This is a genomic window from Paraburkholderia sp. RHO2, from assembly GCF_050955445.1.
Lineage (GTDB): Bacteria > Actinomycetota > Actinomycetes > Mycobacteriales > Mycobacteriaceae > Prescottella > Prescottella agglutinans_A.
This window is the reverse complement of the sequence record NZ_CP162617.1, coordinates 2,966,598-2,990,980: the sequence shown is the minus strand read 5'-3', so window position 1 is coordinate 2,990,980 and position 24,383 is coordinate 2,966,598. Positions and strand designations below refer to the sequence as shown.

The 24,383-nt window shown below is 66.4% G+C and carries 31 protein-coding genes; 6 read left to right on the top strand and 25 right to left on the bottom strand.

The features are described from left to right. Positions 1–6 precede the first annotated feature (6 nt). Entirely contained in the window at positions 7–903 is an 897-nt protein-coding gene (locus ABTV10_RS13880) for an aminotransferase class I/II-fold pyridoxal phosphate-dependent enzyme (protein ID WP_499035184.1), read from the bottom strand. A gap of 486 nt (positions 904–1,389) precedes the next feature. Here ABTV10_RS13880 and ABTV10_RS13875 point away from each other — a divergent pair, with 486 nt between their 5' ends. Further along, the gene (locus ABTV10_RS13875; RefSeq protein ID WP_499027775.1) at positions 1,390–1,794 is read left to right on the top strand and encodes a hypothetical protein; all 405 of its coding nucleotides are present in this window, start codon (positions 1,390–1,392) and stop codon (positions 1,792–1,794) included. 18 nt (positions 1,795–1,812) lie between these two features. On the opposite strand, the gene ABTV10_RS13870 is transcribed toward ABTV10_RS13875, so the two are convergent. Next, positions 1,813–2,709, bottom strand: coding sequence for an SDR family oxidoreductase (locus tag ABTV10_RS13870; protein WP_499035183.1), 897 nt, complete (start codon positions 2,707–2,709; stop codon positions 1,813–1,815). A 142-nt stretch (positions 2,710–2,851) separates the two neighbouring features. Between ABTV10_RS13870 and ABTV10_RS13865 the strand changes: the two genes are divergently transcribed. Next, positions 2,852–3,433: a hemerythrin domain-containing protein gene (locus ABTV10_RS13865; protein ID WP_499027773.1), complete on the top strand. Its 582-nt coding sequence runs from the start codon at positions 2,852–2,854 to the stop codon at positions 3,431–3,433. 53 nt (positions 3,434–3,486) lie between these two features. On the opposite strand, the gene ABTV10_RS13860 is transcribed toward ABTV10_RS13865, so the two are convergent. Beyond that, positions 3,487–4,377, bottom strand: a complete 891-nt coding sequence (locus ABTV10_RS13860; RefSeq protein WP_499027771.1) for a manganese catalase family protein — start codon at positions 4,375–4,377, stop codon at positions 3,487–3,489. A 219-nt stretch (positions 4,378–4,596) separates the two neighbouring features. Here ABTV10_RS13860 and ABTV10_RS13855 point away from each other — a divergent pair, with 219 nt between their 5' ends. Next, positions 4,597–5,562, top strand: coding sequence for a TIGR03557 family F420-dependent LLM class oxidoreductase (locus tag ABTV10_RS13855; protein WP_499027768.1), 966 nt, complete (start codon positions 4,597–4,599; stop codon positions 5,560–5,562). Between the two features lie 22 nt (positions 5,563–5,584). After that, entirely contained in the window at positions 5,585–6,007 is a 423-nt protein-coding gene (locus ABTV10_RS13850) for a ChaB family protein (RefSeq protein ID WP_499027766.1), read from the top strand. Positions 6,008–6,034: 27 nt separating this feature from the next. Here ABTV10_RS13850 and ABTV10_RS13845 read toward each other — a convergent pair whose 3' ends face one another. The 5 genes from ABTV10_RS13845 to ABTV10_RS13825 form a co-directional block, all read right to left on the bottom strand. Continuing rightward, positions 6,035–7,081 (bottom strand): iron-containing redox enzyme family protein, encoded by a 1,047-nt coding sequence (locus ABTV10_RS13845; protein ID WP_499027763.1) that lies wholly within the window; start codon positions 7,079–7,081, stop codon positions 6,035–6,037. 35 nt (positions 7,082–7,116) lie between these two features. Then, the gene (locus ABTV10_RS13840) at positions 7,117–7,323 is read right to left on the bottom strand and encodes a CDGSH iron-sulfur domain-containing protein (RefSeq protein ID WP_499027761.1); all 207 of its coding nucleotides are present in this window, start codon (positions 7,321–7,323) and stop codon (positions 7,117–7,119) included. Then, positions 7,320–8,027, bottom strand: coding sequence for a HemK2/MTQ2 family protein methyltransferase (locus tag ABTV10_RS13835; RefSeq protein WP_499027759.1), 708 nt, complete (start codon positions 8,025–8,027; stop codon positions 7,320–7,322). Before ABTV10_RS13835 ends, ABTV10_RS13840 begins: the two co-directional genes overlap by 4 nt. A gap of 6 nt (positions 8,028–8,033) precedes the next feature. Next, positions 8,034–8,279, bottom strand: coding sequence for a microaggregate-binding protein 1 (mbp1, locus tag ABTV10_RS13830; RefSeq protein WP_499027757.1), 246 nt, complete (start codon positions 8,277–8,279; stop codon positions 8,034–8,036). Positions 8,280–8,372: 93 nt separating this feature from the next. Further along, complete coding sequence (locus tag ABTV10_RS13825) at positions 8,373–8,657, bottom strand: hypothetical protein (protein WP_499027754.1); 285 nt, start codon at positions 8,655–8,657, stop codon at positions 8,373–8,375. 221 nt (positions 8,658–8,878) lie between these two features. Here ABTV10_RS13825 and ABTV10_RS13820 point away from each other — a divergent pair, with 221 nt between their 5' ends. Continuing rightward, positions 8,879–10,057: a zinc-dependent alcohol dehydrogenase gene (locus ABTV10_RS13820; protein WP_499027753.1), complete on the top strand. Its 1,179-nt coding sequence runs from the start codon at positions 8,879–8,881 to the stop codon at positions 10,055–10,057. 20 nt (positions 10,058–10,077) lie between these two features. Here the strand turns inward: ABTV10_RS13820 and ABTV10_RS13815 are convergent, their stop codons facing one another. Both ABTV10_RS13815 and ABTV10_RS13810 read right to left on the bottom strand, forming a co-directional pair. Further along, positions 10,078–10,566, bottom strand: coding sequence for a CinA family protein (locus ABTV10_RS13815; RefSeq protein WP_499027751.1), 489 nt, complete (start codon positions 10,564–10,566; stop codon positions 10,078–10,080). 88 nt (positions 10,567–10,654) lie between these two features. Then, complete coding sequence (locus ABTV10_RS13810) at positions 10,655–11,047, bottom strand: STAS domain-containing protein (RefSeq protein ID WP_499035181.1); 393 nt, start codon at positions 11,045–11,047, stop codon at positions 10,655–10,657. A 348-nt stretch (positions 11,048–11,395) separates the two neighbouring features. Between ABTV10_RS13810 and ABTV10_RS13805 the strand changes: the two genes are divergently transcribed. After that, positions 11,396–11,629, top strand: coding sequence for a hypothetical protein (locus ABTV10_RS13805; protein WP_433604556.1), 234 nt, complete (start codon positions 11,396–11,398; stop codon positions 11,627–11,629). 45 nt (positions 11,630–11,674) lie between these two features. On the opposite strand, the gene ABTV10_RS13800 is transcribed toward ABTV10_RS13805, so the two are convergent. The 15 genes from ABTV10_RS13800 to ABTV10_RS13730 all read right to left on the bottom strand — a co-directional run bounded on the left by ABTV10_RS13800 (position 11,675) and on the right by ABTV10_RS13730 (position 24,381). Further along, a complete protein-coding gene (locus ABTV10_RS13800; RefSeq protein WP_499027749.1) occupies positions 11,675–12,451 on the bottom strand; it encodes a SigB/SigF/SigG family RNA polymerase sigma factor in 777 nt (258 codons plus the stop codon). Further along, the gene (locus tag ABTV10_RS13795) at positions 12,448–12,888 is read right to left on the bottom strand and encodes an ATP-binding protein (protein WP_499027746.1); all 441 of its coding nucleotides are present in this window, start codon (positions 12,886–12,888) and stop codon (positions 12,448–12,450) included. The genes ABTV10_RS13800 and ABTV10_RS13795 overlap by 4 nt, the downstream gene beginning before the upstream one ends. A gap of 64 nt (positions 12,889–12,952) precedes the next feature. Next, positions 12,953–14,023 carry a glycosyltransferase family 9 protein gene (locus ABTV10_RS13790; RefSeq protein WP_499027744.1) on the bottom strand — a complete coding sequence of 357 codons (1,071 nt, stop codon included), beginning with the start codon at positions 14,021–14,023 and terminating at the stop codon, positions 12,953–12,955. Next, positions 14,020–15,549 (bottom strand): HAD-IIIA family hydrolase, encoded by a 1,530-nt coding sequence (locus ABTV10_RS13785; protein WP_499027741.1) that lies wholly within the window; start codon positions 15,547–15,549, stop codon positions 14,020–14,022. The genes ABTV10_RS13790 and ABTV10_RS13785 overlap by 4 nt, the downstream gene beginning before the upstream one ends. Then, complete coding sequence (locus ABTV10_RS13780; protein ID WP_499027740.1) at positions 15,546–17,165, bottom strand: carbamoyltransferase family protein; 1,620 nt, start codon at positions 17,163–17,165, stop codon at positions 15,546–15,548. Before ABTV10_RS13780 ends, ABTV10_RS13785 begins: the two co-directional genes overlap by 4 nt. Then, complete coding sequence (locus ABTV10_RS13775; RefSeq protein WP_499027739.1) at positions 17,165–18,130, bottom strand: NAD-dependent epimerase/dehydratase family protein; 966 nt, start codon at positions 18,128–18,130, stop codon at positions 17,165–17,167. The genes ABTV10_RS13780 and ABTV10_RS13775 overlap by 1 nt, the downstream gene beginning before the upstream one ends. Positions 18,131–18,153: 23 nt before the next feature. Further along, on the bottom strand, positions 18,154–19,371 hold the full coding sequence (locus ABTV10_RS13770) for a glycosyltransferase (RefSeq protein WP_499027737.1): 1,218 nt from the start codon (positions 19,369–19,371) through the stop codon (positions 18,154–18,156). Between the two features lie 11 nt (positions 19,372–19,382). Then, a complete protein-coding gene (locus ABTV10_RS13765) occupies positions 19,383–20,378 on the bottom strand; it encodes a glycosyltransferase (RefSeq protein WP_499027736.1) in 996 nt (331 codons plus the stop codon). 102 nt (positions 20,379–20,480) lie between these two features. Next, entirely contained in the window at positions 20,481–21,374 is an 894-nt protein-coding gene (locus tag ABTV10_RS13760; RefSeq protein ID WP_499027735.1) for a glycosyltransferase family 2 protein, read from the bottom strand. Continuing rightward, complete coding sequence (locus tag ABTV10_RS13755) at positions 21,371–22,261, bottom strand: glycosyltransferase family 2 protein (protein WP_499027733.1); 891 nt, start codon at positions 22,259–22,261, stop codon at positions 21,371–21,373. The genes ABTV10_RS13760 and ABTV10_RS13755 overlap by 4 nt, the downstream gene beginning before the upstream one ends. A gap of 67 nt (positions 22,262–22,328) precedes the next feature. Continuing rightward, complete coding sequence (locus ABTV10_RS13750) at positions 22,329–22,670, bottom strand: gas vesicle protein K (RefSeq protein WP_499027732.1); 342 nt, start codon at positions 22,668–22,670, stop codon at positions 22,329–22,331. Beyond that, entirely contained in the window at positions 22,667–22,870 is a 204-nt protein-coding gene (gene gvpJ, locus ABTV10_RS13745) for a gas vesicle protein GvpJ (protein ID WP_499027730.1), read from the bottom strand. Before gvpJ ends, ABTV10_RS13750 begins: the two co-directional genes overlap by 4 nt. Further along, entirely contained in the window at positions 22,867–23,649 is a 783-nt protein-coding gene (locus ABTV10_RS13740) for a GvpL/GvpF family gas vesicle protein (RefSeq protein ID WP_499027727.1), read from the bottom strand. Before ABTV10_RS13740 ends, gvpJ begins: the two co-directional genes overlap by 4 nt. Then, positions 23,636–24,070, bottom strand: coding sequence for a gas vesicle protein (locus tag ABTV10_RS13735; RefSeq protein WP_499027725.1), 435 nt, complete (start codon positions 24,068–24,070; stop codon positions 23,636–23,638). Before ABTV10_RS13735 ends, ABTV10_RS13740 begins: the two co-directional genes overlap by 14 nt. Then, positions 24,067–24,381: a gas vesicle protein GvpO gene (locus ABTV10_RS13730; protein ID WP_499027722.1), complete on the bottom strand. Its 315-nt coding sequence runs from the start codon at positions 24,379–24,381 to the stop codon at positions 24,067–24,069. Before ABTV10_RS13730 ends, ABTV10_RS13735 begins: the two co-directional genes overlap by 4 nt. Positions 24,382–24,383 lie beyond the last annotated feature (2 nt).

The window sequence follows — 24,383 nt, the reverse complement described above, 5'->3', positions numbered from 1 at the left end:
CGCGAATCAGTCGTCGCTCACGACGCGGAATCTGTCGAGAGACGGGTCGTACGCGTCCGGGATGGCCATGCCGGCGGCGACACCGCTGCGCAGATAGTCGACGACGGCTTGGTCGAGACGCTCACCCGGCACGACTGCGGGTATGCCCGGCGGATACGGGGTGATCTGCTCGGCCGCGATTCGGCCGGGGGCGCGTCCGGCGTCGATCATCTCCGTGTTGCCGAAGAACGCATCGCGGGGCAACTGCACCGAATCGAGTTGCAGCTCGGTGGGACTCGGCAACGCCAGCTGTGGCGGCGGGTCGAAGGAGGTCGCGTCGTCCGCCAGGGCCCGGAGCGATTCAACGAGGCGGTCGACGGTGATCTCGTCGTCGGCCATCGACAGGGTCGCCAGAACCCTTCGGTGATCGGTCATCCCGAGGTCGATTCGGCAGTGGTCTCGGAGCCAATCGGTGCATTGATACCCGGACACGCCCAGCGCACTGACATCGACGAGGATCTGCAGGCGGTCCAGGTCGTGTGAGGCCTGCTCACCGAGCAATCGGTCCTCCAGCACGGTGAGACCGTCGATCCCGTCGATTCGTTCCCGTGCGACGTCGGAGAGAGTGAGCGCGCGGCCGAGCAACTCGGGGCCGCGCTCCACCATCTGCCTCCGCCACCCGTCCATTGCGGCGTACAGCATCACGTTCGGGCTCGTGGTCATCAGGAGATCGGCGCATTGCGACAGGTGTGGGCCGTCGACCAGATCGCCCTGCACGTGATAGACCGAGCCCTGCTCGAAGCCGGCGCCCATCTTGTGGATGCTGACCACGCAGACGTCGGCGCCCGCGTCCATGGCCCATGTGGGTAGGTCGTCGTGGAACGGGAGGTGCGCTCCCCACGCCTCGTCGACGACCGGCCCGATAATCGCCTCCCGTGCCGAAGCCGTGTGCGTGCCCAGGCCGCGCGAGGTTTGTCGTCCGCGTGTGCGGGTAGGTCGACATCATGACGGGACACCGCAGCTCTCCCGAAACGGAGGTGAGCACGAACCGGGCCGGTACGGAACTGCCGACGGTGACCGGCCTTCGGGCGGTCACGGTCGCGACGGAACGGGGGTTGCCCTCCGTGGCTTCGGGCATCATCGCCCGGCGGAAGATCGTCATGCCGCTCCTGGAGTAGCTCAGCGCCGATGCGATTGCGATCGCTGCCTTTGGCCGTCTCCGCCAGAAGTTCGGTCGTTGCGCCGTGGTGCTTCGGCTGCCAGGTCGTCTCGTGGCTGGACGGCCGCGCCGACGAACTGTGGACCCCGGTTCCCTTCAGTGGAGCTCTGCCTGATGCCCCGGTCGGATCCTCGCACTTCTCATGTTCGCGGTGGCGTAGCTGTGCCGACAACTATTTCTCAGGAGCACAAATGATCATTCTCGGGCTCGTCATCCTGGTGGCGGCCGTCGCGATCGGTGTCGCGGGTGTTGTCACCAATACCGGAACCGGACACATGGTGGGAGGTGAATTCTCCGTATTCGGCGTCCATGTGACCGGATCGACCGGAGTGCTGTTCCTCGTGGGCATCGTCGTGGGTGCGGCCGGAATGTTGGGGTTGAGTATGTTCCTGGCGGCGTCGCGCCGGACCGCGCGAAGATCGCGCCAGACTCGGCGTGAGCTGGAACGGACACAGGCGGCACTGAACGTGGATCGAGGTGATGGTGCGGCGCCGACCGGCGTCGGGTCGGCGCCGGACACCGGGTCTCGGACGCCGCGAAGCTGGAAACATCCCTTCGGGGGGTCCGCGCGCTCGACGCCGCACCCGTCGCACTGACGGCGTTGTCGCGGCATCTCAGGTGAAGGGCTTTCCGCCGGTGACTCCGAGGACCTCGCCGGTGACGTAACTCGACTCGGGGGAGGCGAAGTAGACGTACGCCGGCGCGAGTTCGGCAGGCTGGCCCGGCCGTGCCAGCGGTACGTCCTCGCCGAATTGACGATAGTGTTCGCGCGGCATCGTCGCGGGAATCAGTGGAGTCCAGATGGGGCCTGGGGCAACAGCATTGACTCGGATTCCTCGATCGGCCACATCGGCAGCCAGGGCCTTCGTGAAATCGACGATGCCCGCCTTGGTGGTGGCGTAGTCCAGCAAGGAGGGGGAGGGAGTGGTCCCCTGGATCGACGAGGTGTTGATGATCGTCGAACCCGCGGGCATGACCGCGACTGCGAACTTGCACAGCCAGAAGAGCGCATAGAGGTTCGTCTTCATCACGCGGTCGAACTGTTCGGTCGAGACGTCGGAGATCCCGCCGGGTCGGGCCATCTGATAGGCGGCGTTGTTGACGAGAATGTCGAGCCCGCCGAACTCGTGGACGGTCGTGTCGATCAGTCGACGACAGTGCTCCTCGGAACGAATGTCGCCGGGAAGGGAAACAGCACGGCGCCCCGCTTTCTCGACGAGTCGGGCGGTCTCGCGTGCGTCGGACTCCTCTGCCTCGAGGTAGCTCAGTGCCACATCTGCGCCCTCGCGGGCGAAGGCGACGGCCACGGCTCGGCCGATCCCGGAGTCTCCACCAGTGATCAGTGCTCGCCGGTTCTCGAGACGCCCAGTGCCGCGATAGTCGTTCTCTCCGTGGTCGGGTGTAGTCACCATCTCGGTGGTGAGGCCCGGATGCGGTATCGGGGGTTGTCCGGCCAAGTCCGGGGTGGCATAGCGGGTGGTCGGATCTTCCAGCGGCTCGCGTGCCTGCATACCGTGCCCCTTCCCGACGGCCGGAACTGGCTGTAATGACCACCGTGCCCGTCCGGCCGCGTTCTGTCCACCGAGCGGAGGGCCGTTTCGATCCACCGGTTTTCGGTTACGTCGTGAAGACCGGACCGATCCACTGGAGGTGATGGATGTGGTGAACGCGCTGACAGTTCTGCGTGCCGATCACGAGAGTGTTCTCGGAATGCTGGAGGTGCTGGACGGGGCCGGCCCCACCACGCCCGGTCGTGACGAGATGGTTGCCGATCTGGTGATCGCGGAGGTGCGGCACGAGGCGATCGAGCAGGAGATCTTCTGGCCCATCGTCCGGCAGGTCGTCCCCGGGGGAGACGAGCTGGCGGACACCGCGATCGGACAGGAGACGGAGGGTGAGAAGCTGCTCGACGTGATCGAGCACGGTTCTCCCGGTGACGAGGACTACGAGTCTGCTTTGTCGGAATTCATCCGAGCGGCACGGCAACACATCGAGTTCGAACAGACTCGGGTATGGCCTAGGGTGACCGAATCGGTGCCGGCGTCAGATCTCGAAGAAGCCGGAGGTCGGCTCGAGCGGGCACGCAAGCGGGCACCCACCCGTCCGCATCCGAAGACTCCACCGCAGCCAGGGGTTCTGAAGAGTGCGGGTGTCGTCGCCGCTGCGGTGGACAGATTGCGGGACGCGTTCACCGGTCGCGGCAGGCATCAGCCACCGGAGACACCTCCGAGCTGACGGACGCGGGCGTGCTCCCTGCCTGAACAGCGGGGAGCACGGGCACATGAATCTCAGTCGGCCGGACGATGCTGTTCGTGGGTGAACGGCTTGCTACCGTGGACCGCCGGTTCGCCGTGGGGGCTCTCGGATTCGCCGCGGTTGACGCTGTCCTGGCTGTGGAGCCACTGTTCGGCCGGCGCATCGACGTAGCGCCATTGTGTGCCCTCCGGCCACGGTCCCTGCCCCTCGTTCCACGGACCGCGGCTGGACTCGCCGTTCGACATGTTGAACGCGACGTTCTGGAACCGGTCGTCGCCCGGCAGTTGGCCGGGTGGAAAGTTCACCGGAAGCTCGTTGAGCGCCGCCGTGAACTGCTGGTAGTGCGCCACTTCCCGCGTCATGAGGAAGGTGAGCGTGTCCTGGGCTCCGGGATCGTCGGTGAACTGTTTGAGGTACTCGTAGACGATCTTCGCCCGGGACTCGGCGGCGAGATTGCTCCGCAGATCCACCGACGGATCTCCGTTCGAGTTGATGAAGGTTCCCGACCACGGCGTGCCCGCTGAGTTGACCACATCGGGTCCGCCGCCGGTCAGGCTCAGATAAGTGGGATTGACCGCCACCCGGTGGATGGCCTGCTCCCGGCCGTCCGACGACGATACGACGCTCATCCAATCGCAGCGTTCGCTCGCCTGCTTGAGGTCGTCGTTCAATCCGTCCAGGAGCATCGTGATCATCGATCCGACGATCTCGAGGTGACTGAACTCCTCGGTTGCAATGTCCATGAAGAGGTCGTACATCTTGGGATTCTTGCGACGCAGTACGAAGGCTTGGGTGAAGTACTGCATGGCCGCTTTCAGTTCGCCGTTGGCACCCCCGAACTGCTCCTGCAGCAAGGTCGCGAACTGGGGGTCGGGCTTGTCGATTCGGACTTCGAACTGGAGATCCTTGTTGTGCGTGAACATGTCACTTCCTTGGGGCGGCTGGGATGGACATCGCCGAGATACCCCGGCATCAGCGCCGAAATCCCGTAGGGCCGCAGCAGTCGGCGATCGTGACTCGACCGCAACATCGCCGGAGGGCGGACGGTTTTGCGGACTTCGCTGTGGGTATCCCGATTGTGGACGGGTCCACCGGAACGCCGAACTCTGTTTCGGCCCAGCGCAATGGATAACGGAGGCACCGTGAAGATCGGATACAAGCTGTTCGCGGAGGCGTACTCGCCGACCGAACTGGTCCGCCAGGCGGTGCGGGCAGAAGAAGCAGGATTCGACTTCGTCGAGATCAGTGACCACTTCCACCCGTGGCTGCACGATCAGAACCATTCAGGATTCGCGTGGTCGATTCTCGGCTCCATTGCGGCGAAGACCTCGGCGCTCGGGCTCGCCACCGGAGTGACGTGTCCGTTCATCCGCTACCACCCGGCGATCATCGCTCAGGCAGCCGCGACGACCGCGCTGCTGTCCGGTGGGAGGTTCGTCCTCGGTCTCGGTAGCGGCGAACGGCTCAACGAGCACGTCGTGGCTCGGGGATGGCCGTCGGCGTCGACACGGTCCGAGATGCTCCGCGAATCGGTCGAAGTGATCCGGAAACTGTGGAGCGGCGGATATCACAGCTACCACGGCCGACACATCGACCTCGAAGATGCGCGGGTGTTCGATCTACCCGACACCCTGCCGCCGATCGTCATCGCTGCATCGGGTGGGCGCTCGGTCGTGATCGCGGCGGAGGCCGGCGACGGACTGTTCGCGACGGAGGCAGATCCCGACTTGGTGGACGAGTACGACCGAGCCGGTGGGGTGGGGCCACGCTATGCCGAGGTCTCGCTCGCATGGGCGCCCACCGAGGAGGCGGCCCTGGCGTCGGCCCACAAACTCTTTCGGTTCTCCGCCGCCGGGTGGAAGGTTCAGGCCGAACTGCCTAATCCGATCAACTTCGAGGCGGCAGCATCGGTGGTGCGCGAGTCGGACATCGCCGAGAGTTTCGGGTACGGCCCGGACGTCTCGCGTCATCTGGAAAGAGTCCGAACGTACGCGGACGCGGGATTCGACCATCTTGTACTGGTCAACGCTGGTCCCGATGTCGACGGCTTCTTCCGCTTCTACGCCGAGGAACTCGCGCCGGCCCTGTCCTCCAGCATCAGTCGGTGACGGACGAGAGGAGATGGTTCTGATGCCGAAGACGACTCGCACAGGCAAGCCGAAGAAGAGTGAATTGCCGGACACCCTTCTCCGCTCGTCGGAGAAGGCGCAGCGGACATTCGCCAAGGCCCACGACTCGGCGGTGGAGGAGTACGGCGAGGGGCAGCGTGCCCACCGGGTGGCGTACGCAGCCCTCAAGCACAGCTTCGAGAAGGTGGGTGACCACTGGGAACCGAAGTCCTCCAAGGGACCGTCGGACGAGCGGGCCGAGAGCGGCGGACCGCAGGCGTCCGGGCGCACCGCGGAGGGTGTCGATGCCAACGCCACCAAGAAACACCTCTACGACGTGGCTCAGCGACTCGACATCCGCGGACGGTCGACGATGAGCAAGGACGACTTGGTCGAAGCGATAGAGAAGGAGAACCGGCGACAGAGTGCAGCGCGTCGGCGATGACACGTGCGCCCCGGATCGACCGAACGGTCATGCGCGCAGTGAACTGACCCCTCGGGACCACGCACGTGCCATGTGTGCGGCGAGAAGTTCGTCGAAGACGAGGCACGTTGCAGCGCCGAAGAGGACGTCGTCGCGATATGCGGGTCGCTGCATCACGAGTCCGCCGGCAAGGTCGCGGACCGCGATCTGTTCGTGAACGGAATCCGCTTCGACATGCTCGTCGAAGAACTGCGTCGCCTCGACCCCGAACCCGAGTCGCCGCAGTCCGCCGGCGAGCTTTCTACTGGGTAGTGCCGATGTCGCCTCCACTGCGCACAGGTGGCCTACCAGCGCGCCCAGCAGGCGGCGATGGATTCCGAAGTAGGACAGTGCATTGAGAGACGCCAGCGTGATGGCCGGGACCGCGTCGACATAGTGTGCGTAGTGCGCCGACAGTCCGAGGGCACTCATGGTCCGCGCGAACAATCGGGAGTGCATTCGATCGAACCGTCCGTCGCCGTACTCGTCGGATTGAATTTCGATCAGTGCAGCCTTGGGTGGTCCCTGTAGTCGGGGGATGCCGAAGGTGTGGAGATCGGCCTCCCGGAGTTGGTTGAGCGAACGGTGGATGAGCAACTCGCGATACTGCCCCACGTCTGCATCCGTCGCCATGAATCCGGCGAGGCCCGGCTCGGTCGTCGGTGCCGTCATCTCCCACAACGCCGAGACCACGTCGTCCCCGTGCTCGGATCGGAGGGTGGCTGTGCTGGATTCCGCTCGGCTACGCAGAGCGACCTCGAACGGCATCTCCAACCTTCGCCGCACGTCGAGGAGTCGCGCATCCCATCCCCACGAATCGTCGACGCCGACGATGCCGGCGAGATGCAGTTCGTACAGCATCGTGAGCACCAACTGGGCATCCTCGTCGACGAGTATCCCCTCGGGCTCGTCTCGATATCGATCGCCGACGGTAAGGGTGCTCAGCTCGGCCGGGGAGCGCTCGGTCCGCAATACGTCGACGACGGTCGCACTCAGCGGTCCGCGCGGCTCGGGTACCGGCATCGGTTCGATGCCCTGCGCGGCAAGGGCTTCCACCAGCGTGTTCCTTTCGTCCGTTCGATCCTCGAGTGTCACTCCGTGGAGCGGCGACGCCTGCGGCGCTTGTGTGTTCCGTCGCAGAAGGGAGGACGGGCGGTCCGTCCACACCGGCACAGTGCGCAGGTGCGCCGCGACGAAATCTGTCGACCGGCGTCGTCGAAGACTGTGACGGGCCCGCGCACGAGCAGCGGCCCGTCGGGACACACGCGGATCGTGACATCGTCTCCGGGGGTTTTCATTTCGCGGCCCGGACGACGACGATTTCCTCGCGGTCCTCGTTCCCGACCAGGCCCCGTTCCCGGAGCATGGCAGCTCTCTCGGTCAGGACCGGTCCGAACGGAATGCTGGCGGTGGCAACGATGTCGACGTCCAGACCTTGCTGTTCCAGGAGCGTCCGGGTGAGGCCGACGCCGCACAACGCGGACTGGACGAGCAGCAGAACGCCGCCGGATGCCAGCACTTCGGGAGCGTCCCGGCAGATCCGGTCCAGATACGTGCGGCCGTCGTGTCCGGCGTCCCAGCATCGCGCCAGGCCTCTGGCCCGCAGGTCGTCACCGGCGGACGGCACGTAGGGAGGATTCGAGACCACGACGTCGAACAGTCTTCCCCGCAGTGGCTGCAGGAGATTACCGCGCACAACCTGTACGCGCACTCCGTTCAGCGCGGCGTTCAAGCGGGTGTTGAACAGCGAACGGCGGTCGATGTCGACGGCCGTGACACTGTCGGCACCGGCCAGTCCAGCGGAGACCGACAGGAGGCCGGTACCCGCGCCCACATCCGCCACCCGGGTGCGGGCGTTCATCGGTTCGCACTGGAGCGCCCCCGCCAGCAGGAAGCTGTCCGACTGTGGTGGATACACCCCCGGTAGCCGCAGCAATCGGTGGCAATGCCCCGTGGGGCAGCCGGTGGGTTCACCGATTCGACGTGCCGTCGCCCACCGCATCAGCGGCTACTTGTCCTGCTCGGTCCGCTGGCGCGCTTCGTGAGCGGCCGCCTTCTTGCGTTCCTTTTCGGCTGCCGCTTCCTTCGCCGCCGCCTCTCGCTGTGCTTCTGCCTTGTCCTGCTGCGCCTTTCCTTCCCGGACCAGGTCGTCCTGACCGGTGACGGCACCGGTTGCCTCTTTGACCTTTCCCTTGACGCCTTCGACGACCCCCTTGACTCCCTCCGCAGGCCCGGACTTCTTCTTCTCTGTCATGACCATCGATCCCTTCGTACGGAAACGACCCGTCTTCCACGGCTACCCGAGGCGATCACCCGACAAACATCGGTCGAGGATCCGCCGGATGCGTCAATGACCCGCCTGGTCGGTCAGTGAGGCGTTGTCCAGGCGCTTGACCCGTCTATGCTCGGCAAGGACGAGGAGTGTTCCTGCAAGTAGGCTTGCGGCGCAGATGATTCCGGCGATCCAGGCCCATCCGGCGAAGCCGTAGCCTGCGGCGACGAGCGTCAGGCCCAGGGTGACGATGGCTATGCCGACCAACGCGTATCCAGGCCAATTCCGTGAGTCTTCGATGGCCTCGCCAGGGTGTTCCCGAGTGGTGTGTGCGAGGTCGCGAGGATCATTGCTGTTCATCGGAGCCTCCCGATTCGATTCGGTTCGTATCGGTCGGCCTCACCGCGGTCTGTGAGGCCCTGTCTGTCATTCTTGCCGAATTGTTCCGGTCGCGCACGGAACGGATCGGGCCGCGCTGGTCTGATCGGTTCTCTCGGTCCGTGATCGGCCCGTCGACGTTTGCGATGAACCATCCGGGGTACGTGTCTTCGGCCAGGTTTCGAGCGAACAAGGAGTTCCCAGTGAAAGCCGTGACATGGCACGGGAAACGAGATGTCGGTGTCGACACCGTTCCCGACCCGGAGATCGAGCTGCCCACCGACGCCATCGTCGAGTTGACGACCACCAACATCTGTGGATCCGATCTGCACCTGTACGAGTTGCTCTCGCCGTTCATGGATCGCGGGGACATCCTCGGGCACGAGCCGATGGGGATCGTGCGTGAGGTCGGCAGCGAAGTCGGTGACCTGTCGGTGGGGCAGCGTGTGGTGATCCCGTTCCAGATCGCGTGCGGGCGTTGCTTCATGTGCGACAAAGGTCTTCAGACCCAGTGTGAGACAACGCAGGTCCGTTCCGAAGGAACCGGTGCCGCGCTGTTCGGCTATTCCAAGCTCTACGGCAGCATCCCCGGCGCACAAGCGCAGTACCTTCGAGTGCCGCAGGCGCAGTACACACACATCAAGGTGCCGGAAGGCCCACCGGATGATCGATTCGTCTACCTGTCCGATGTGTTGCCGACCGCCTGGCAGGCGGTGGAGTATGCGGATGTCGGGGCGGGCGGATCGGTAACTGTGCTCGGGCTCGGTCCGATCGGTGACATGGCCGCCCGCATCGCGACGCACCGTGGGAATCGGGTCATCGGCGTCGACCTCGTTCCCGAACGCCTCGCGCGGTTGCGGGATCGCGGCATCGAGGTACTCGACCTCCGTGAACAGGACGACCTCGCCGCGACGATCCGGGATATGACCGACGGCCGGGGCACGGATGCCGTCATCGATGCAGTGGGCATGGAAGCGCACGGCTCGCTGGGGGCGAAACTCGTACAGCAGGCGGCGTCGTTCATGCCCGACGTCGTGGCCGGACCGGTGTTCACCCGTGCCGGCGTCGATCGTCTCGCCGCCTTGAATGCGGCGATCGAGATCGTCCGACGTGGCGGGACGATCTCGGTCATCGGCGTCTACGGGGGCGCGCTCGATCCGTTGCCGATGTTCAAGATGTTCGACAAGCAGATCCAGATCCGGATGGGGCAGGCCAATGTCAAACGTTGGGTGGACGACATCGTCCCGCTGCTCGTCGACGGCGATCCCCTCGGCGTCGACACGTTCGCGACCCACCGTCTCCCGCTGGACGACGCGCCGCACGCGTACGAGATCTTCCAGAAGAAGGAGGACGGTGCGGTGAAGATCCTTCTCAGGCCCTGACGGCGCGGCCGCCGGGGCCTTCACTGTCGGGCGCCGATGCATCGCGCCAACAACTCGAGAGCATGCTCGGCGGTCTGCTCGACGACATCGGTGGGCTCGCCCGGGAAGGCCCTCTTCTCCGTCGACACCGTGCCACGGTCGTACAGGCCGAACCACACGGTTCCGGGATCGTGTCCGTCCTGTGATGCCGGTCCGGCCGCGCCTGTCACCGCGATCACGGTGTCTGCCCCGAGCAGTTCCGCGGTGCTCGTCGCCATCTGCCGGGCGCTGCGGGGTGACACCACCGGACCTGGAGGAACTTGCAGGAGAGCATGTTTCACCTCCGTCGCGTATGCGACGATGCTGCCGCGGTACCAACTGGAGGAGTCGGGTGCCGCTCCCAGCAGGCACGAGATGCGGCCACCGGTCAGTGACTCGGCGGTGGCGATACGGCGTCCGCTCGCCTGCGCGAGCTCGGCCACCGCGGCAGCCAACGAGGCCGGCCCCGCATCGTTTCGGGTGTCCGTCATCGCTCCGTCATGCCCTCGCGTGTCATCGAGGTCCATTCGGGAGAGGATATCCGCCACAATGGATTTCGATGAATTTCGCTCGGGTGGTTCATCGGACGGCTCGCGGCTCGCGGCGCTGTGGTGGTCGGGGCACAGAATCGATGGGATCAGTCCCGACAGCAGATTCGACGGTGGGGCAGCACGTGAGCAAGTCGCGCGCACCGGTTGCCGTGAGTGCGCGCTCGACCCCTCGTGTCGTGGTGACGAGCTTGAACTCGATGCCGTGCTGGCCGGCGATATCTTTCGCTTCCACCAGTGCGGACGTGGCATCGATGCTGACGAAGTCGGTTCCGGACAGGTCGACGACGATCAGGTCGCCGGCCGCGAAGCCTTCGTGGATGACCTCGTCGAACAGCGACCGGAACTCGCATCGGAAACGGTCGAGCGTACTCAGGTCCAGAATTGCAGCGACGTCGATGACCAGCGCAGCGGGATGGTCCATCGAGGTGAACGGTTCGGTGTCTGTGGTGGTGTGGTCCCTGCCGCCGACAGCGCTTGCAGAGATCGGAAGATCAGGCACATCGTGCCTCCGTCCGAATAGGGTGGGTGCACCGGCACTTCAGATAGGTCGCCGGGCCGGGCACTGCCAGCCGGATAGGCGAGCTTTTCGGATGGCGACAGGCTGCTGACTCAACCTTCCATACGTCTGACACAGACTCTACGCCCTCTCTCGGCGAACTGGCACTCGGCAGGTTTTCGGTCGCGGTGAGTGGGTATACCGACCGCCGGACGGTTCTACGGAGCCGTACCGGCTGATCTCGACGGGAACGTGGACGAGAGGAGAGTGCAGATGTCGAGCACATCGGAGACCGGAGGTGTCACCGGCACCGTCGACAAGACCTACGACCTGATCTGGTTCGCCGAGGCGTGCATGAACAACGCGCTCCGACTGGAGAACTACATCGAGGATGCCAAGCGTGACGGCGACGACGAACTGGCGGAATTCTTTCGTCGGGCGCAGGCCGAGAGCAAGAAGGGCGCAGAACAGAGCAAGGAGCTTCTCGCGAGTCGACTCACCGGGTGACCGTACGGGAAGATCACGGCCCGAAGGCACGACAGGCGGAGAAGGTTACTTCTCCGCCTGTTCTCGCAGCTTGGCCAGGGTGTCGGACAGTATCCGGGACACGTGCATCTGGGAAACGCCGATCCGGTCGGCGATCTCCGATTGCGTCTGGTTCCCGAAGAACCGAAGAAGGAGAACAGTCCGTTCCCGATCGGGAAGTTCTTCGAGGAGAACCCGCAGTACCTCGTGATCCTCGACGCCGGCGAGGCCGCTGTCGATATCACCCATCACGTCGGCGAGCGTCAGACCCGAGTCCGTCCCACCGGTTCCTGAATCCACGGACAGGGTCTGGTAGCCGCTCGCCGCTTGTAGACCCTCGATCACTTCGTCCTCGGTGACACTCAACTCGATCGCCATTTCGTGGATGGTGGGGGAACGGCCCAAGCGCTGAGACAACGCCGACGTCGCCTTGATGAGATCCAAGTGCAGTTCCTTCAACCGTCGCGGAACTCGAACCGCCCAGCTGGCATCCCGGAAGTGACGGCGCACCTCGCCCATGATCGTCGGTACCGCGAAGGCCAGAAAGTCGGATCCGCGGTCCACGTCGAAGCGGTCGACTGCGTTGACGAGCCCGAGACTGGCCACCTGCAGCAGGTCGTCGAACGGTTCGCCGCGTCGGTCGAACCGCCGCGCGATGTGCTCGGCCAGCGGCAGGCATCGGGTAATGATGTCCCGGCGCAGATCGTGACGAAGCGGATCGTCCGGGTCCAGGGAACTCAGCGATACGAACATCGGTCTCACATCGCTGTATTCGTCGGGCCGGTCGGCGACGCGGCGACTCACGTCATGTCACCGCTGCGAATGGAGAACGAGATGGTCACCGTCGAGAAGCTGCCGTCACCATTGCCGTGATGTCGGTGCAACTCCAGTTCGTCGGTGAGGGTACGAAGGACGTGCCAGCCGAATCGACGCTCGTACGGCCCGTCGACGTCCGACCGTGTGGTCTCGACACCTGCGGAGAACCGGAACTGATCGGCGGACAGCCGAAATTTGCAGACGATCTCCGTTCCGGAGATCGCGATCCGCAAGAGCGTGCTGCAGGCCTCGTCGACTGCGAGCTGCAGATCGGCAATCTGATCGAGGTTCATGTTGCACTGTCCGGCCAAGGCGGCGGACACCCCGCGGATCGGGGCCAGCTGAGAGGCCTCGGCCGGGGTGCGCAGTTCGATGACCGGTCCCAAATTCTCGGACTCTCTCGTGCTTGCGCAGGTCTGGCTCATGATTCCTCGCTCGGAAGCGACCCGGCCTCGGGCCTCGGCGGGTGGACCCAACGGCTCCGATGATTCAGAGGTTCCCCCCGCCAGGCGATTCCAAACGTGAAGGCGCGCAATTGCGAGCGCCTCTCGGCGCCGTGAGCTCCGCGACAGCGCTGCACACGCGATCGGGGTCGATCATGTCGAGGCACGGGTGTTCCGCCAGCGAGCACTGCCGCGCGCGACTGCCCCGACACGGGGCGTGCTGGTCGCCGAGAACGATTGTGTCGATTCCGTACGGGCTCCACCGGCGGGCCGGAACGACGGGGGCGAAGACGGATACCACCGGTGTTCCGGCTGCCGCCGACAAATGTGCGGCACCCGTGTTCGGTGCCACGGTGACGGCTGCGGTGCGGAGGACCGCCGCGAGTTGTCCGAGCGTTGTCCGGCCGCCGAGGTCGAGGGCCACGCCCGACGCGACGATCCGAGTGAGTCGCGCCTCGTCGAGGCTGCCGGTGACGATCACTCGCCGGCCGCGCTGGGCCAGCCCGCGCACCACGCGCGTCCACCATCCTGGCGATGCGGTGCGTGCCGGGGCGGACGCGCCGGGATGCACGACGACGTACGGACGCGTGCCGACAAGGTCGGTGACGTCGGGGAGGGCGGATCGCAGACGCAGGCGGCCGTCGTCTCCAGCGGGGAGCGTGAAGCCGGCGTGTCGAGCCAAGCTCAATGCTCGTTCGACCTCCGGAACGTCGTCGACCATCCGGTGCCGGACGTTCAGCAGAGCGCCCGGATAGTCCTCCGAGATCGCCGCCAGCCACGGGACACCTGCCATCCGGAGCAGCAGTGCCGTCGGCAACGGCGATTGGTGAAAGGACGTGAGGATCACCGCTCGATCGATGCGGCGTCGGCGCAGGGCGGAAACGATATCGAGAACCGCGTCGGCCCCAGGCCACGTCGGTTCGGGATCGATCCACGGGGCTTCCCACTCGATGATGTCGTCGACCTGGGGGAGTAGTTCGGCTGCGGCGCGCCCACGCGGACCCACCAGCAGGGTCACCCGCTCTGATGCGGACGCCACGGCTCGGATGCACGGGCCGGCCAACAACACATCGCCGAGGTTGTCCTGGCGTGCGACGAGGGAATGGATTCCGGTCACCACGGTGCCGTCCCGGGAAGCCCGGCGCTTCGGATGGCCGAGAGTAGATCCGGTGCAAGGATATTCAACTCTCGTGCCCGGTCGATCTCCTCGGCTGACGTGTGTTCGGTCGGCACCAACATTCCCGTGGCCCCGGCAGCGCGGGCTGCTTCGACGTCGGCGGCGGTGTCGCCGATAACCAGGCACCGCTCGACAGGCACACCGAGATCCGCGGCCGCACGCAGAATCAGGCCGGGCAAGGGCTTGCGGCACACACAGCCGTCATTGCGGGCGTGCGTGCATATCTGCCACGTGTCGAACGGGCCGAGTCTCCGTTCCACCTCTCGGTTGACGGCCCGGAGTTCGTCGCGACTGATGCGTCCCGATGCCACCCCGGACTGGTTCGTGACCACACCGACGAGGATCCCGCTCGTGCGTAACACGTCGAGGACCGCCCCGGCACCCGAAATCGGTTGCACGCGGCGAAAGTCCGCGAGGTAGGGCACGTCGCGGATCAGTGTGTCGTCCCGGTCGAAAAGGACAGCGAGAATCGGCGACCGCGTCGACGTTCCGTTTCGCAGCACGTCGATTTCCCCACGGATGCGATGCAGGACGGCCGCGGGCGGAATGAGGACGCTGGTGACCGCCATCGCCAGGACCTCGGCTGCTGTCCCGGGCCCCGGCCGAATCCGGTCGGTCGCGAAGCGCGTTGTGGCCGAAAGCCACGCCATGGCGGCGACGGCGGCGGCACGAGGTCGGCCCGCGACGGTGAACGCCAGGGCCGCTACCGCACTCACCGTCGTTGCGGTATGCCAAGCGAGTCTGCCGTGGCCTTCGCCGGTGCGTCCCCGCCAGTCCGGGCCGTGTCGACGGCGCATGAGTGCGTTGTCGGCATTGCCGGCCTGCGCCCGCACACTCGACCAGACGCCGCCCGTGCGAATGGGGTGTGTGGTGATTCGTGATCCCCCCTCCAAGACGTACCCCGCGGACACGAGGCGAAGGGCGAGATCCGCGTCTTCACGGTAGGCCCGGGGGAAACGCTCGTCGAAACCTCCGACAGCCCTGAGCGCGGTCCGGCGAATCGCTGCGTCGGCCGTGATCCAGCGGGCGTCGCCGAGTCCCATCGTGCGGCGCTCGTCGTCGGTGGGTAGGCGTCCGACCGGGGCCGGTACCTCGATCGTGCCGTAGGACGCGGCGACCTCCGGACCGAGTGCGGACAGGTCCTCACGCAGCAGCAGTCCCCAGTCGGTGGACACCTGCACGTCGTCGTCGAGGAAGACCACCCAGGTGCCGGCCGCCGCGAGCCAGCCGCAATTGCGCGCCGCCGCAGGCCCGCGCCCGCCGGAGCACAGCCATCGGATCGACCGGCCCGACCAGTCTTGCTCGGTGCCGACCGACTCGGGGAGTTCCGGAAGATCGACCACGACGACGATCTCCGACGGGCGTGTGCCGGCGGTCTTCGCGAGCGAGTTCAAGAGGAGATGGAGACTCGGCCGCAAGACGGTGGGAACGACGATCGCGTAGTCCGTGTCCGTCGCGGCGCTCACATCGGCCTCCGCACTACGAAAGGGCCCAGCGCCAGCAGGTCCACCGGGGCCGACCCGAAACACTCGAGAGCATCGACGGGACTGTCGACCATCGGTCTGCCCGCCGTGTTCAGGCTGGTATTGATCACCACCGGGATACCGGTCCGCTTCTCGAAGGCGGTGAGCATCCGCGTGACGAGGGGTTCGGCATCCGCGTCGACCGTCTGCACGCGGGCGGTGCCGTCCACGTGAGTCACCGCGCCGAGCCGATCCCGCCAGTGGGCCGCGACGTCGTGGACGAAGAGCATGTACGGGCTGGGAAGCGGGCCCCGGTCGAAGATCTCGGCCGCACGGTCGGCGGCGACCATGGGGGCGACCGGACGGAACTGTTCGCGGCCTTTGATCGCATTCAGACGCTCGATGTTCGCGACCGGAGAGGGGTGGGCGAGCAAGGACCGGTGTCCCAGTGCGCGCGGCCCGAACTCGGCCCGGCCCTGGAACCACGCGACGGTGCGGTTGTCGGCCAGCGCCGCTGCGACGGTCGCTGCGATGTCCTCGGGCCGTTCGAACGGGAGCGCCGCGGCGACGAGTGCGTCCTCGAGCTCATCGTCGGTCCACCCGCGACCGAGGTCGTACCGGGACTGTGACACCGGGTTGTCACCCAGTTCCGCGGCCAGTTGCAGTGCGCCGCCGAGCGCGGTGCCCGCATCCCCGGCCGCCGGCTGGACCCACACGTCTTCGTACGGCCCCTCGGCGTACAGACGGGTGTTCGCCACACAATTGAGCGCCACCCCGCCGGCCAAGGTCAGATGCGGATTCCCGGTCCGGGTGTGCAGCCAGCGTGCCAAGGTCAACAGCACATCCTCGAGTCGACGCTGCACACTGCACGCGAGATCGGCTTGGGACACCGTCCATTCGTCACCGGGTAGGCGGCGTGGTGCCAGTGCGTCCCATTCGATCGGAGCGACGTGGAAACACCCGTCGTCGGTGGTGGTGACGTGGCGCTCGAGCACGTCGAGGAACCGCGGCTTCCCGTAGGACCCCAGGGCCATCACCTTGTACTCGTCGCTCGAGCGTGCGAACCCCAGGTGCTCGGTGAGATCCTCGTACAACAGACCCAGTGAATGCGGCAGACGCTGGGACGCAAGGGGGACGAGCTTGCCGTTGCGATACTCGCCGGCGAGGTAGGACGTGCTTTCGCCTCGGCCGTCCGCGACGATGACCGCGCAGTCCTGATGCGGCGACGCCAACGCCGCCGACGCGGCGTGCGCCACGTGGTGCGGGACGAACCTCACGATCGAGGGGTCGACGCCGGGCAGCACGGTACGCAGGAAGCGGGGAAAGCGCTCGGCGTACAGGGTGCGCAGATGCTCCCAATCTCGTTCGGTTCCAGGTAGTTCCGGCTCGACCAGCGTCGGGTCGTACGAGTAGGTGACGGCATCGAGATGTTCCGGACCGATGCCACCCTGTTCCAGACACCAGCGCATGGCCCGCTCGGGGAGTTCCCATGTCGAGAACGCGTACGGGCGTTTACCGTGCTTGCGTCTGGTGAAGCGCTCCTCTTCGGCCGCCGCGACGACCTGCCCACCATCGACCAGTACCGCAGCCGGATCGTGGAAAACCGCATTGACGCCCATCACACGCATTGGAAACCCCCAGTGGTCCAGGATTCGGTCGAGCGCGTTGTTTTCGCGAACCAGGCGACCGTTCGGCGGAGCCCCTTCTCGAGGGAGGTCTGTGGATGCCAGCCGAGTATCCGCTGGGCGAGGTCCACGTCGGGGCAGCGTCGCTGCGGATCGTCCGGAACGGCATCCACGAATCGCACTCCCGCATCCGAATGGGCAATGCGATTGACCATCGAGGCGATCTCCAGGACCGGAATCTCGCGTGGTGAGCCGATATTGACCGGTCCGGGATGGTCGCTCTCGGCCAGAGCGAGGATTCCCGAGACCGTGTCGTCGACGAAGCACAACGACCGTGTCTGCCGTCCGGTGCCGGAAACCGGAATCGGGTTATGTCCGAGCGCGGCACACACGAAGGCCGGTACCATCCGTCCATCGTCGACCCGCATGCCTGGGCCGTAGCTGTTGAAGATCCGGACGATCGCCGTGTCGGTCCCGTACTGGCGGCGGAAGGCGGACGTCAAGGCCTCCGCGAAGCGTTTCGATTCGTCGTACATGCTCCGGGGGCCGACCGGGTTCACATTGCCCCAATAGGTTTCGTTTTGCGGATGCACTGCGGGATCGCCGTAGACCTCGCTCGTCGACGCCAGCACGATCCGAGCGCCCGAGGACTCGGCGCGGTCGAGCATCTCCAGCGTGCCCAGGCCGCCGGTAACCAGGGTTCCGACGGGATCCGCCTGATAGTCGCGTGGTGAGGCCGGACATGCCAGATGCAGGAGCAGATCCATCCTGCGTGGGAGCGCCGGTGGATCCGCCACCGAGCCGTCGACGACGGTCACGCGGTCGAGATCGCTTAGTACGCCGCGCGCCCACGGGGCGGACGTGGAGAAGTCGTCGATGCAGATCACCGAATCCCCCCGCTTGGACAGCCGGGCGCAGACGTGCAATCCGAGGAACCCCGCCCCGCCGGTCACCACCACTCGGCGGCGCCCGGTAACGGCGTTCATCGACCGACACCGCCTGCCGCTCGAGGAAGCAGACGGCCGACGACGGTGTCGTAGATCCGCTCGGTTTCGTCGGCGACGCGGTCCCACGAATAGCGTTGGACCGCTCGATCGCGCCCCGCGTGGCCGTACTCCTCGCACCGCACCGGGTCGCTCAGGAGGGAGTGCAGGGCGCGTGCGAGCGCCTCGGAATTGCGCGGCGGGACATGGATCCCGGTGATGCTGTCGACGACGGAATCGGTGAGACCCCCGACGGCGCTCGCCACTACCGGTTTCGAACAAGCCATGGCTTCGAGCGGCACGATCCCGAACGGCTCGTACCACGGTGAGCAGACGACGATGTCGGTCGAGCGCAGCAGTTCGGGCATTCGCGCCCGCGGGATCTGCCCGGGCATGATCAGCCGGTCGGCGACACCGAGCTCGGCTGCCAGATCCAGCAGCCTTCGTCCCTCGGCGTCCTCGGCGACGCCCCCGGCCGCGGGACCACCGGCGATCACGAGTTCGGTGTTGGGAAGCGTCGGCAACGTGCGGATCGCGACGTCGAATCCTTTGCGAGGTACCAGACGCCCGACCGTGGTGAGCCGAAGACGATCGCTGCGCGGGGCACCGGGGCCGTCCGGCCGGAACTCGTTCACGTCGACGCCGCACGGCACCACCGTGATGTGGGAACGAGGAATGCCCATGCGGACCAGTTCGAAGACCTCGTCCGAGCACGTCGCGGCCACCGCGTCGACACTCTTGCCGAGCTTGCTCTCCAACGGGATTCGCTCCGGTGGGCTCGTGTCCGCGGCTCCTTGATAGCGCTTCTTGACGATGCCGAGTGCATGGAAGGTGTGGACGACCGGGAGATTGCAGGCGCGGCCCGCAAGCCGGGCGGTCAGTCCGGACATCCAGAAGTGCGAGTGGACGATGTCGAAGTCCGACCGGGAGAAATGGTCGCGTAGGCCGCACGCGAAGTCCTGCATGTGCGGGAGAAGATCGTCCTTCGCGATCTTCTCGGGAGGGCCGGCCGGGACATGGACCACGTCGTATCCGTCGGGCGCCCGCACCACGTCCGGCGCCGATTCGCTGTCGCGGCGGGTGAAGACGACCACCGTGTGACCGTGTCTGACCAACGCCGCCGACAATGCGGCCACATGGACGTTCTGCCCGCCGGTGTCCACCCCGCCCATCGCGACGAGCGGACTGGCGTGGTCGGAGACCATCGCGATCTTCATCGGCGTACCTCCTACGACAGCAGCGGTTGGCGGGCGGTCTCGGCCAGCAAGTCGTCCCAGGCTTGGAGGAACCTCGCGAGCGAGAACTGCTCGAGCGCGTAGGTTCGGGCGCGCAGCCCGGCTTCGACTGCGGCGTCGGGATCCGAGAGGTAGAGGCGAACGGCGGCGACCATGCGTTCGGGATCGGTCGAGACCAATCCGGCATCGGGAGGGACGGATACCGCAACCTCGGTGGTGGCGAGTGCGACGACGGGCATGGCCAGCAGCATCGCTTCGACCAGCGACAGGCCCAACGACGTCCAGCGCGCGGTGTGCAGGTACACGCGGCGTTCACTCACGGCGTCGTACAGCCGGTCGTGTGTGAGATCCCCACCGGGGGTCACCTTCGAGGGAGTACCCGGCTTCTTCGCGAGTTCGGCCGTCGCCATTCCGAACACGTCGATCGGCGCGGGACCCGACAGCATCGGCAACAGGTCGGTGCCCACCGCTCGCCACCGGCGGACGGGGTCGTTGATCATCGTCGTGCTGCGTTCCAGTCGGCCTACGTAGCGCCGCCCCGGATCCGCGACGCCGTGGCCGATGACACGGGTCGGCGTGCGGCCGCAGTCCCACATCATCCGATTGAAATGGGTCACGTGGACGAGGGTGAGATCGTCTCGGTCGGCCATCGGGTGGCGCGTCGTCGGCGCATGGCCGCCAGGAGTGTTGTGCTCGACGTACACGAGCGGAACATCGCGGCCCGGTAGCCGGCCGAGCCAGCGCGCCGCCAGCGGGATCTCGCCGGGATTCTGGGCGATCACGACGTCGACGTCGGCCGTCTCGAGGTCCTTCGGGCCCACCTCGACCGCATCGTCCGGCCACGGCCGCCCCATCCGGCCACGGCCCCACGGACCCCGGTTGGGAAGCGTCGGCAGCAGATAACGGTGTCCGCCGCGAACGAACGCATCCAGCCACGAGCCGTGGACATGCCAGACGAGAACGGTTCTCGCGTCGGCTCGATCGTTCATGTGGTGCAGAGTTACCGAATCTCCGAGGTTCAAACTCTATGGGCAGGTAATCATGCGGTGGCCGTCATCGCTCAGGCCCGATATGACGAGAAGAACCGCTGGTCAACCCACGTATCGGCGCGCCGGCGAGTCGATCTGGAAGTCCTCGAGTGCCAGTAGTCCCTGTTCCACCGACGGCGGGACCACTCTCCGGTTGCGCACCACCCAGACGCCCGCCCGAGCTGCCTCCAGTACGGCCAACACGGTGTATCTGTCGGCGGGGGAGGATCGCAGGATCTGCACCGACCGGCGGAAGGCGGACCGGACGGGCCGCCGCAACCACAGCGTCCACAGGGTGTTTCGTATGCCGAGTTGCCGGCGGCGCCTGGCGTCGCGGGCCGGCGAGGGCGCGTGGTGAATCACCACGTCCTCGCGCCAGCACATCCACCACCCGGCGGCCGCCAGGTCCAGCGCCAGGAGTTCCTCCTCGCCGCCGAGCCACATACGGGGTTCGAATCCACCGACCTGGCGGAACGCGCTGCATCGGATCATGGTCAATCCCGCCATGATGCCGAGCAGTGTCGGTCCCGGCATCCACTCGGGTCCGGCGACCGGCGAATGGCGCAACTCGGGCGTCAACGGGTCTTCGTGCAAAGAAGGCGCGACCAGGCATCGACCGGTGACGGTGGCCAGGCCCGGACAGCGATCGAGGACGGCCGCGGCGGCGGTCAGCGCACCGGGTTGCCACACCGTGTCGTCGTCGCAGAATGCCACGTACCGTGTCGCAACCCGGTCGACCGCGATGTTGCGCGCAGTCGCGCCGAGATTCGCGGACAGACGCATCACCGTGACGGCGGGGAACTCGGATTCCACGATGTCCGCACTGCCGTCGGTGGAGCCGTTGTCCGCCACGATGATCGGCGCGGCGTCGGGCAACGCCGCCATGGCGCGCAGGGTTCGTCTCAGCTCATCGCGCCGATTGTGGGTGATGACGACGACGGTGACGGAGGTGCTCACGGGACGGCCTCCGAGGAGCAGTCGAGACGGAACGTCTCGAGTTGCCGGACCTCGCGTTCGAGCGGTGCGGGAATCGGACGTCGGTGCATCAGCGCAGTCGGAAGGGCGCGCACGAGGTCGGCGACGGCGCCCCGCGCCGAACTGTCGTTGAACGCGCGGCGAACCAGCCGCCCGGAGTGCAGTAGCGCGGTAGTGACAGGCCGCCTCATCCACTCGGTCAACGCGTCGTTGCGCATCTCGCGCCGCCGGCGCCACTCGGACGGCGGCCGGATCCTGGACGGATGGTGTCGGGCGACGAGTTCGTGGACATAACAGATGTTCCAGCCACGCGTGGCGAGGTCGAGCGACAGTAGGCGTTCTTCGCCGGCGAAGTGCAATACGGGGTGGAATCCGCCCACGCCGAGGTAGGCGTCCCGGCGCACGATCGCCGAGCATGCAAGGAATCCGAGGACACGCGGACCCGGCAGCCCGTCCAGGTCGCGGAGGGGACTGCGAGCCAGATCCGTCGTGATGGAGTCCGGAAGCCCCTCGTCGCCGACGAGCGTCCTGGCGGCTATCACCGCCAACGACGGATATCGGTCGAACAGTTGTTCCGCCAACGCGAACGCGCCCGGTGCCCAACAGGAGTCGTCGTCGCAGAAGGCCACGAACGGTGTCCGGGCACGACGGACGCCGACGGTTCGGCCGGCCGCTCCGCGATTCGTGTCCAGGCGCACCACCTCGACGTCGTGGAACTGCGCCGGCACCCAGGCGCGCAAGTCCTGGTCCGAGGCATTGTCCACGACGATGACAGGCATCCGCGGATCGGCGTCGCGGAGCCGGCCGAGAGTGCGCGCCAGTTCCACCGGTCTGTCCCGTGTGGCGATGACGACGCTGGTCCGAATCATGGGCACTTCTGCAGGGGTTCGACGACTCGGCGGGCGCAGTTTCCGCACCGGCACGCGGCAGCGACGGTCATTCGTCGGCCAACAACGGACCGAGCGGGCCCAAGTCGATGTTCAGATCCTCGGGCGTGAGCCCGAAGTGTTCGCGCAACTCCTCCATCTTCTCCTCGAGCAGCATCAACGTGGTCCCGATGCGTTCGATCTGGGTATCGGACAGGTCACCGGCATCCACCCGGCGCAGGGCCTGCCGCTCCATCAGTTGACGCAGCAGTTCGACCAGCGTCAGCACCAGCGCGACGAGGCCGCGCTCGACGTTCTCGGGGTCCGAATCGATCCGTTGTCGCAACGACGGTCCGCGCTCGTGGCGCGCATCGCCCGACGTCGCGTCCGAACCTTCGGGAGAGTCGGTCACGGGTCGCTCTCGAGCGTCCGGTCCGGTGGAAGTCCCAGCGCACTCACCGAGGACACGAGCGTCCTCAGCGAAACGTGGACCATGTCCACGTCAGCGATCGACAGGGTGATCTCGCCGGAGACGACGACCCCACCGCCGAGAACTCGATCGAGCAGATCCACCAGCGCGACTCGGCGCTCGGGGTAGCCAGGACCACTCATCGGCTGCTCGATTCGACGGCGGTGAACGAGTACGGCGGCCACGGACCGGTGAGGACGATCTCGACATCGTCGACACGCGCATCGATGTCGTCCGCCGCGGCGGTGAATTCGCGGGTGCGACGTTCGTCGACGAGAAAACTGGCGTTGAGGATCTCCCACACCTTCTGCGGAGCGAGGGCGGGGGGCGAGGGTGGTTGGCGGATCCCGGCGACGGCGATGTTCGCGAGTTCTGCATAGATGTCGTCTGCTCGCTCGGCGGCGATGGCCTCGGCGTCCTTTCGGGCCGCCGCCCGTGCCCGCCGACGCATCAGATACTCCGTTCCCGAGGGCCTGCCGGCCTTGTCGGCAGGCTCACTGCGCTCGGTGAACGCGCCAGGATCTCCGTAGACCCGCACGCCCCATTCCGCTCGGTCGGCGATCCGGTCCAGCACTGTCGTGAAGGCGTCGGCCTGCTCACGCAGCATGGCGCGCACTCGTTCGTCGTCGAAGTACACCGTCGCCAGGCGAAGCGGGACGGTCGCCCCGCCGGCGCAGATCGCGGACACCACCGCGTCGTGTCGGCGCGCCGTCTCCGAGAGCCAATCGAGGTCTTCGAGATTGCGTCGCAGAGCATCCTCGCCGTACTCGTCGAGATCGACGGACCCGACGACAGCGGCCATGCCACTGTCCGACACCGTGCGCAACGGTTCTCCTGCCACGCCACGGATTCCGGAGATGCCGCCCGGGAAGGAGCCGTCGGTGGTGATCGCATAGACCCACACACCCTCATTCGCGGTCACGACGTGGCTCCTCGGCGTTAGCCCGGTCGACCTCCGCCGGCCGCCGAGAGGAAGTGGTGAGGTCCGCGGCGGCGTGGTCGCCCGACTCCAGTGCCGCAATGCGATCGCGCAAGCGTTGATTCTCCAGCTCGAGGTCGTTGCTGCGCCCGCTGAGCCACGGATCGTGCTCCCACCAGTCGATGCCGACCTCGCGAGCCGTCTCCAGAGAGGCGATCACCAATCGGAGCTTGATGGTCAGCAATTCGATGTCGAGCAGGTTGACGCGGATGTCACCAGCAATGACGATTCCCTTGTCCAGGACGCGCTCGAGAATGTCTGCGAGGTTCGCCGGTTCGTGACCCGCGCCGCCGAGGCCCTGGCTGTAGGGCTGGGGATAGCCGGGGCCGCCGGGGCCGCCGGAGCCGCCTCCAGCCCGCGTCACTGCCCCGCACCCTTCGAGTTTCCGCGGGTGTACTGTCGAGTCCGCTTGTACGACAGCAGCATTCCGTCGAGGTCCAAGACGACGAGATAGATCGCCAAGACGTCGGACGACGACGGAATGCGGCGGTCCTCGACGACCTCCACCTCGACGGACCATCCTTCGTCGCTCGGCGCGACGGAAACGGCACCGAGCGGGGTGCGTCCGGTGAGTTGGGCGACCTGACGGACCGCTTCGGCAGCGGCCTCAGGGGCTGTCAGATCGATATCCTCGCCGGTGTCGTGGGCTGTATCCGGGTCACGTGGTCCGGTCATGG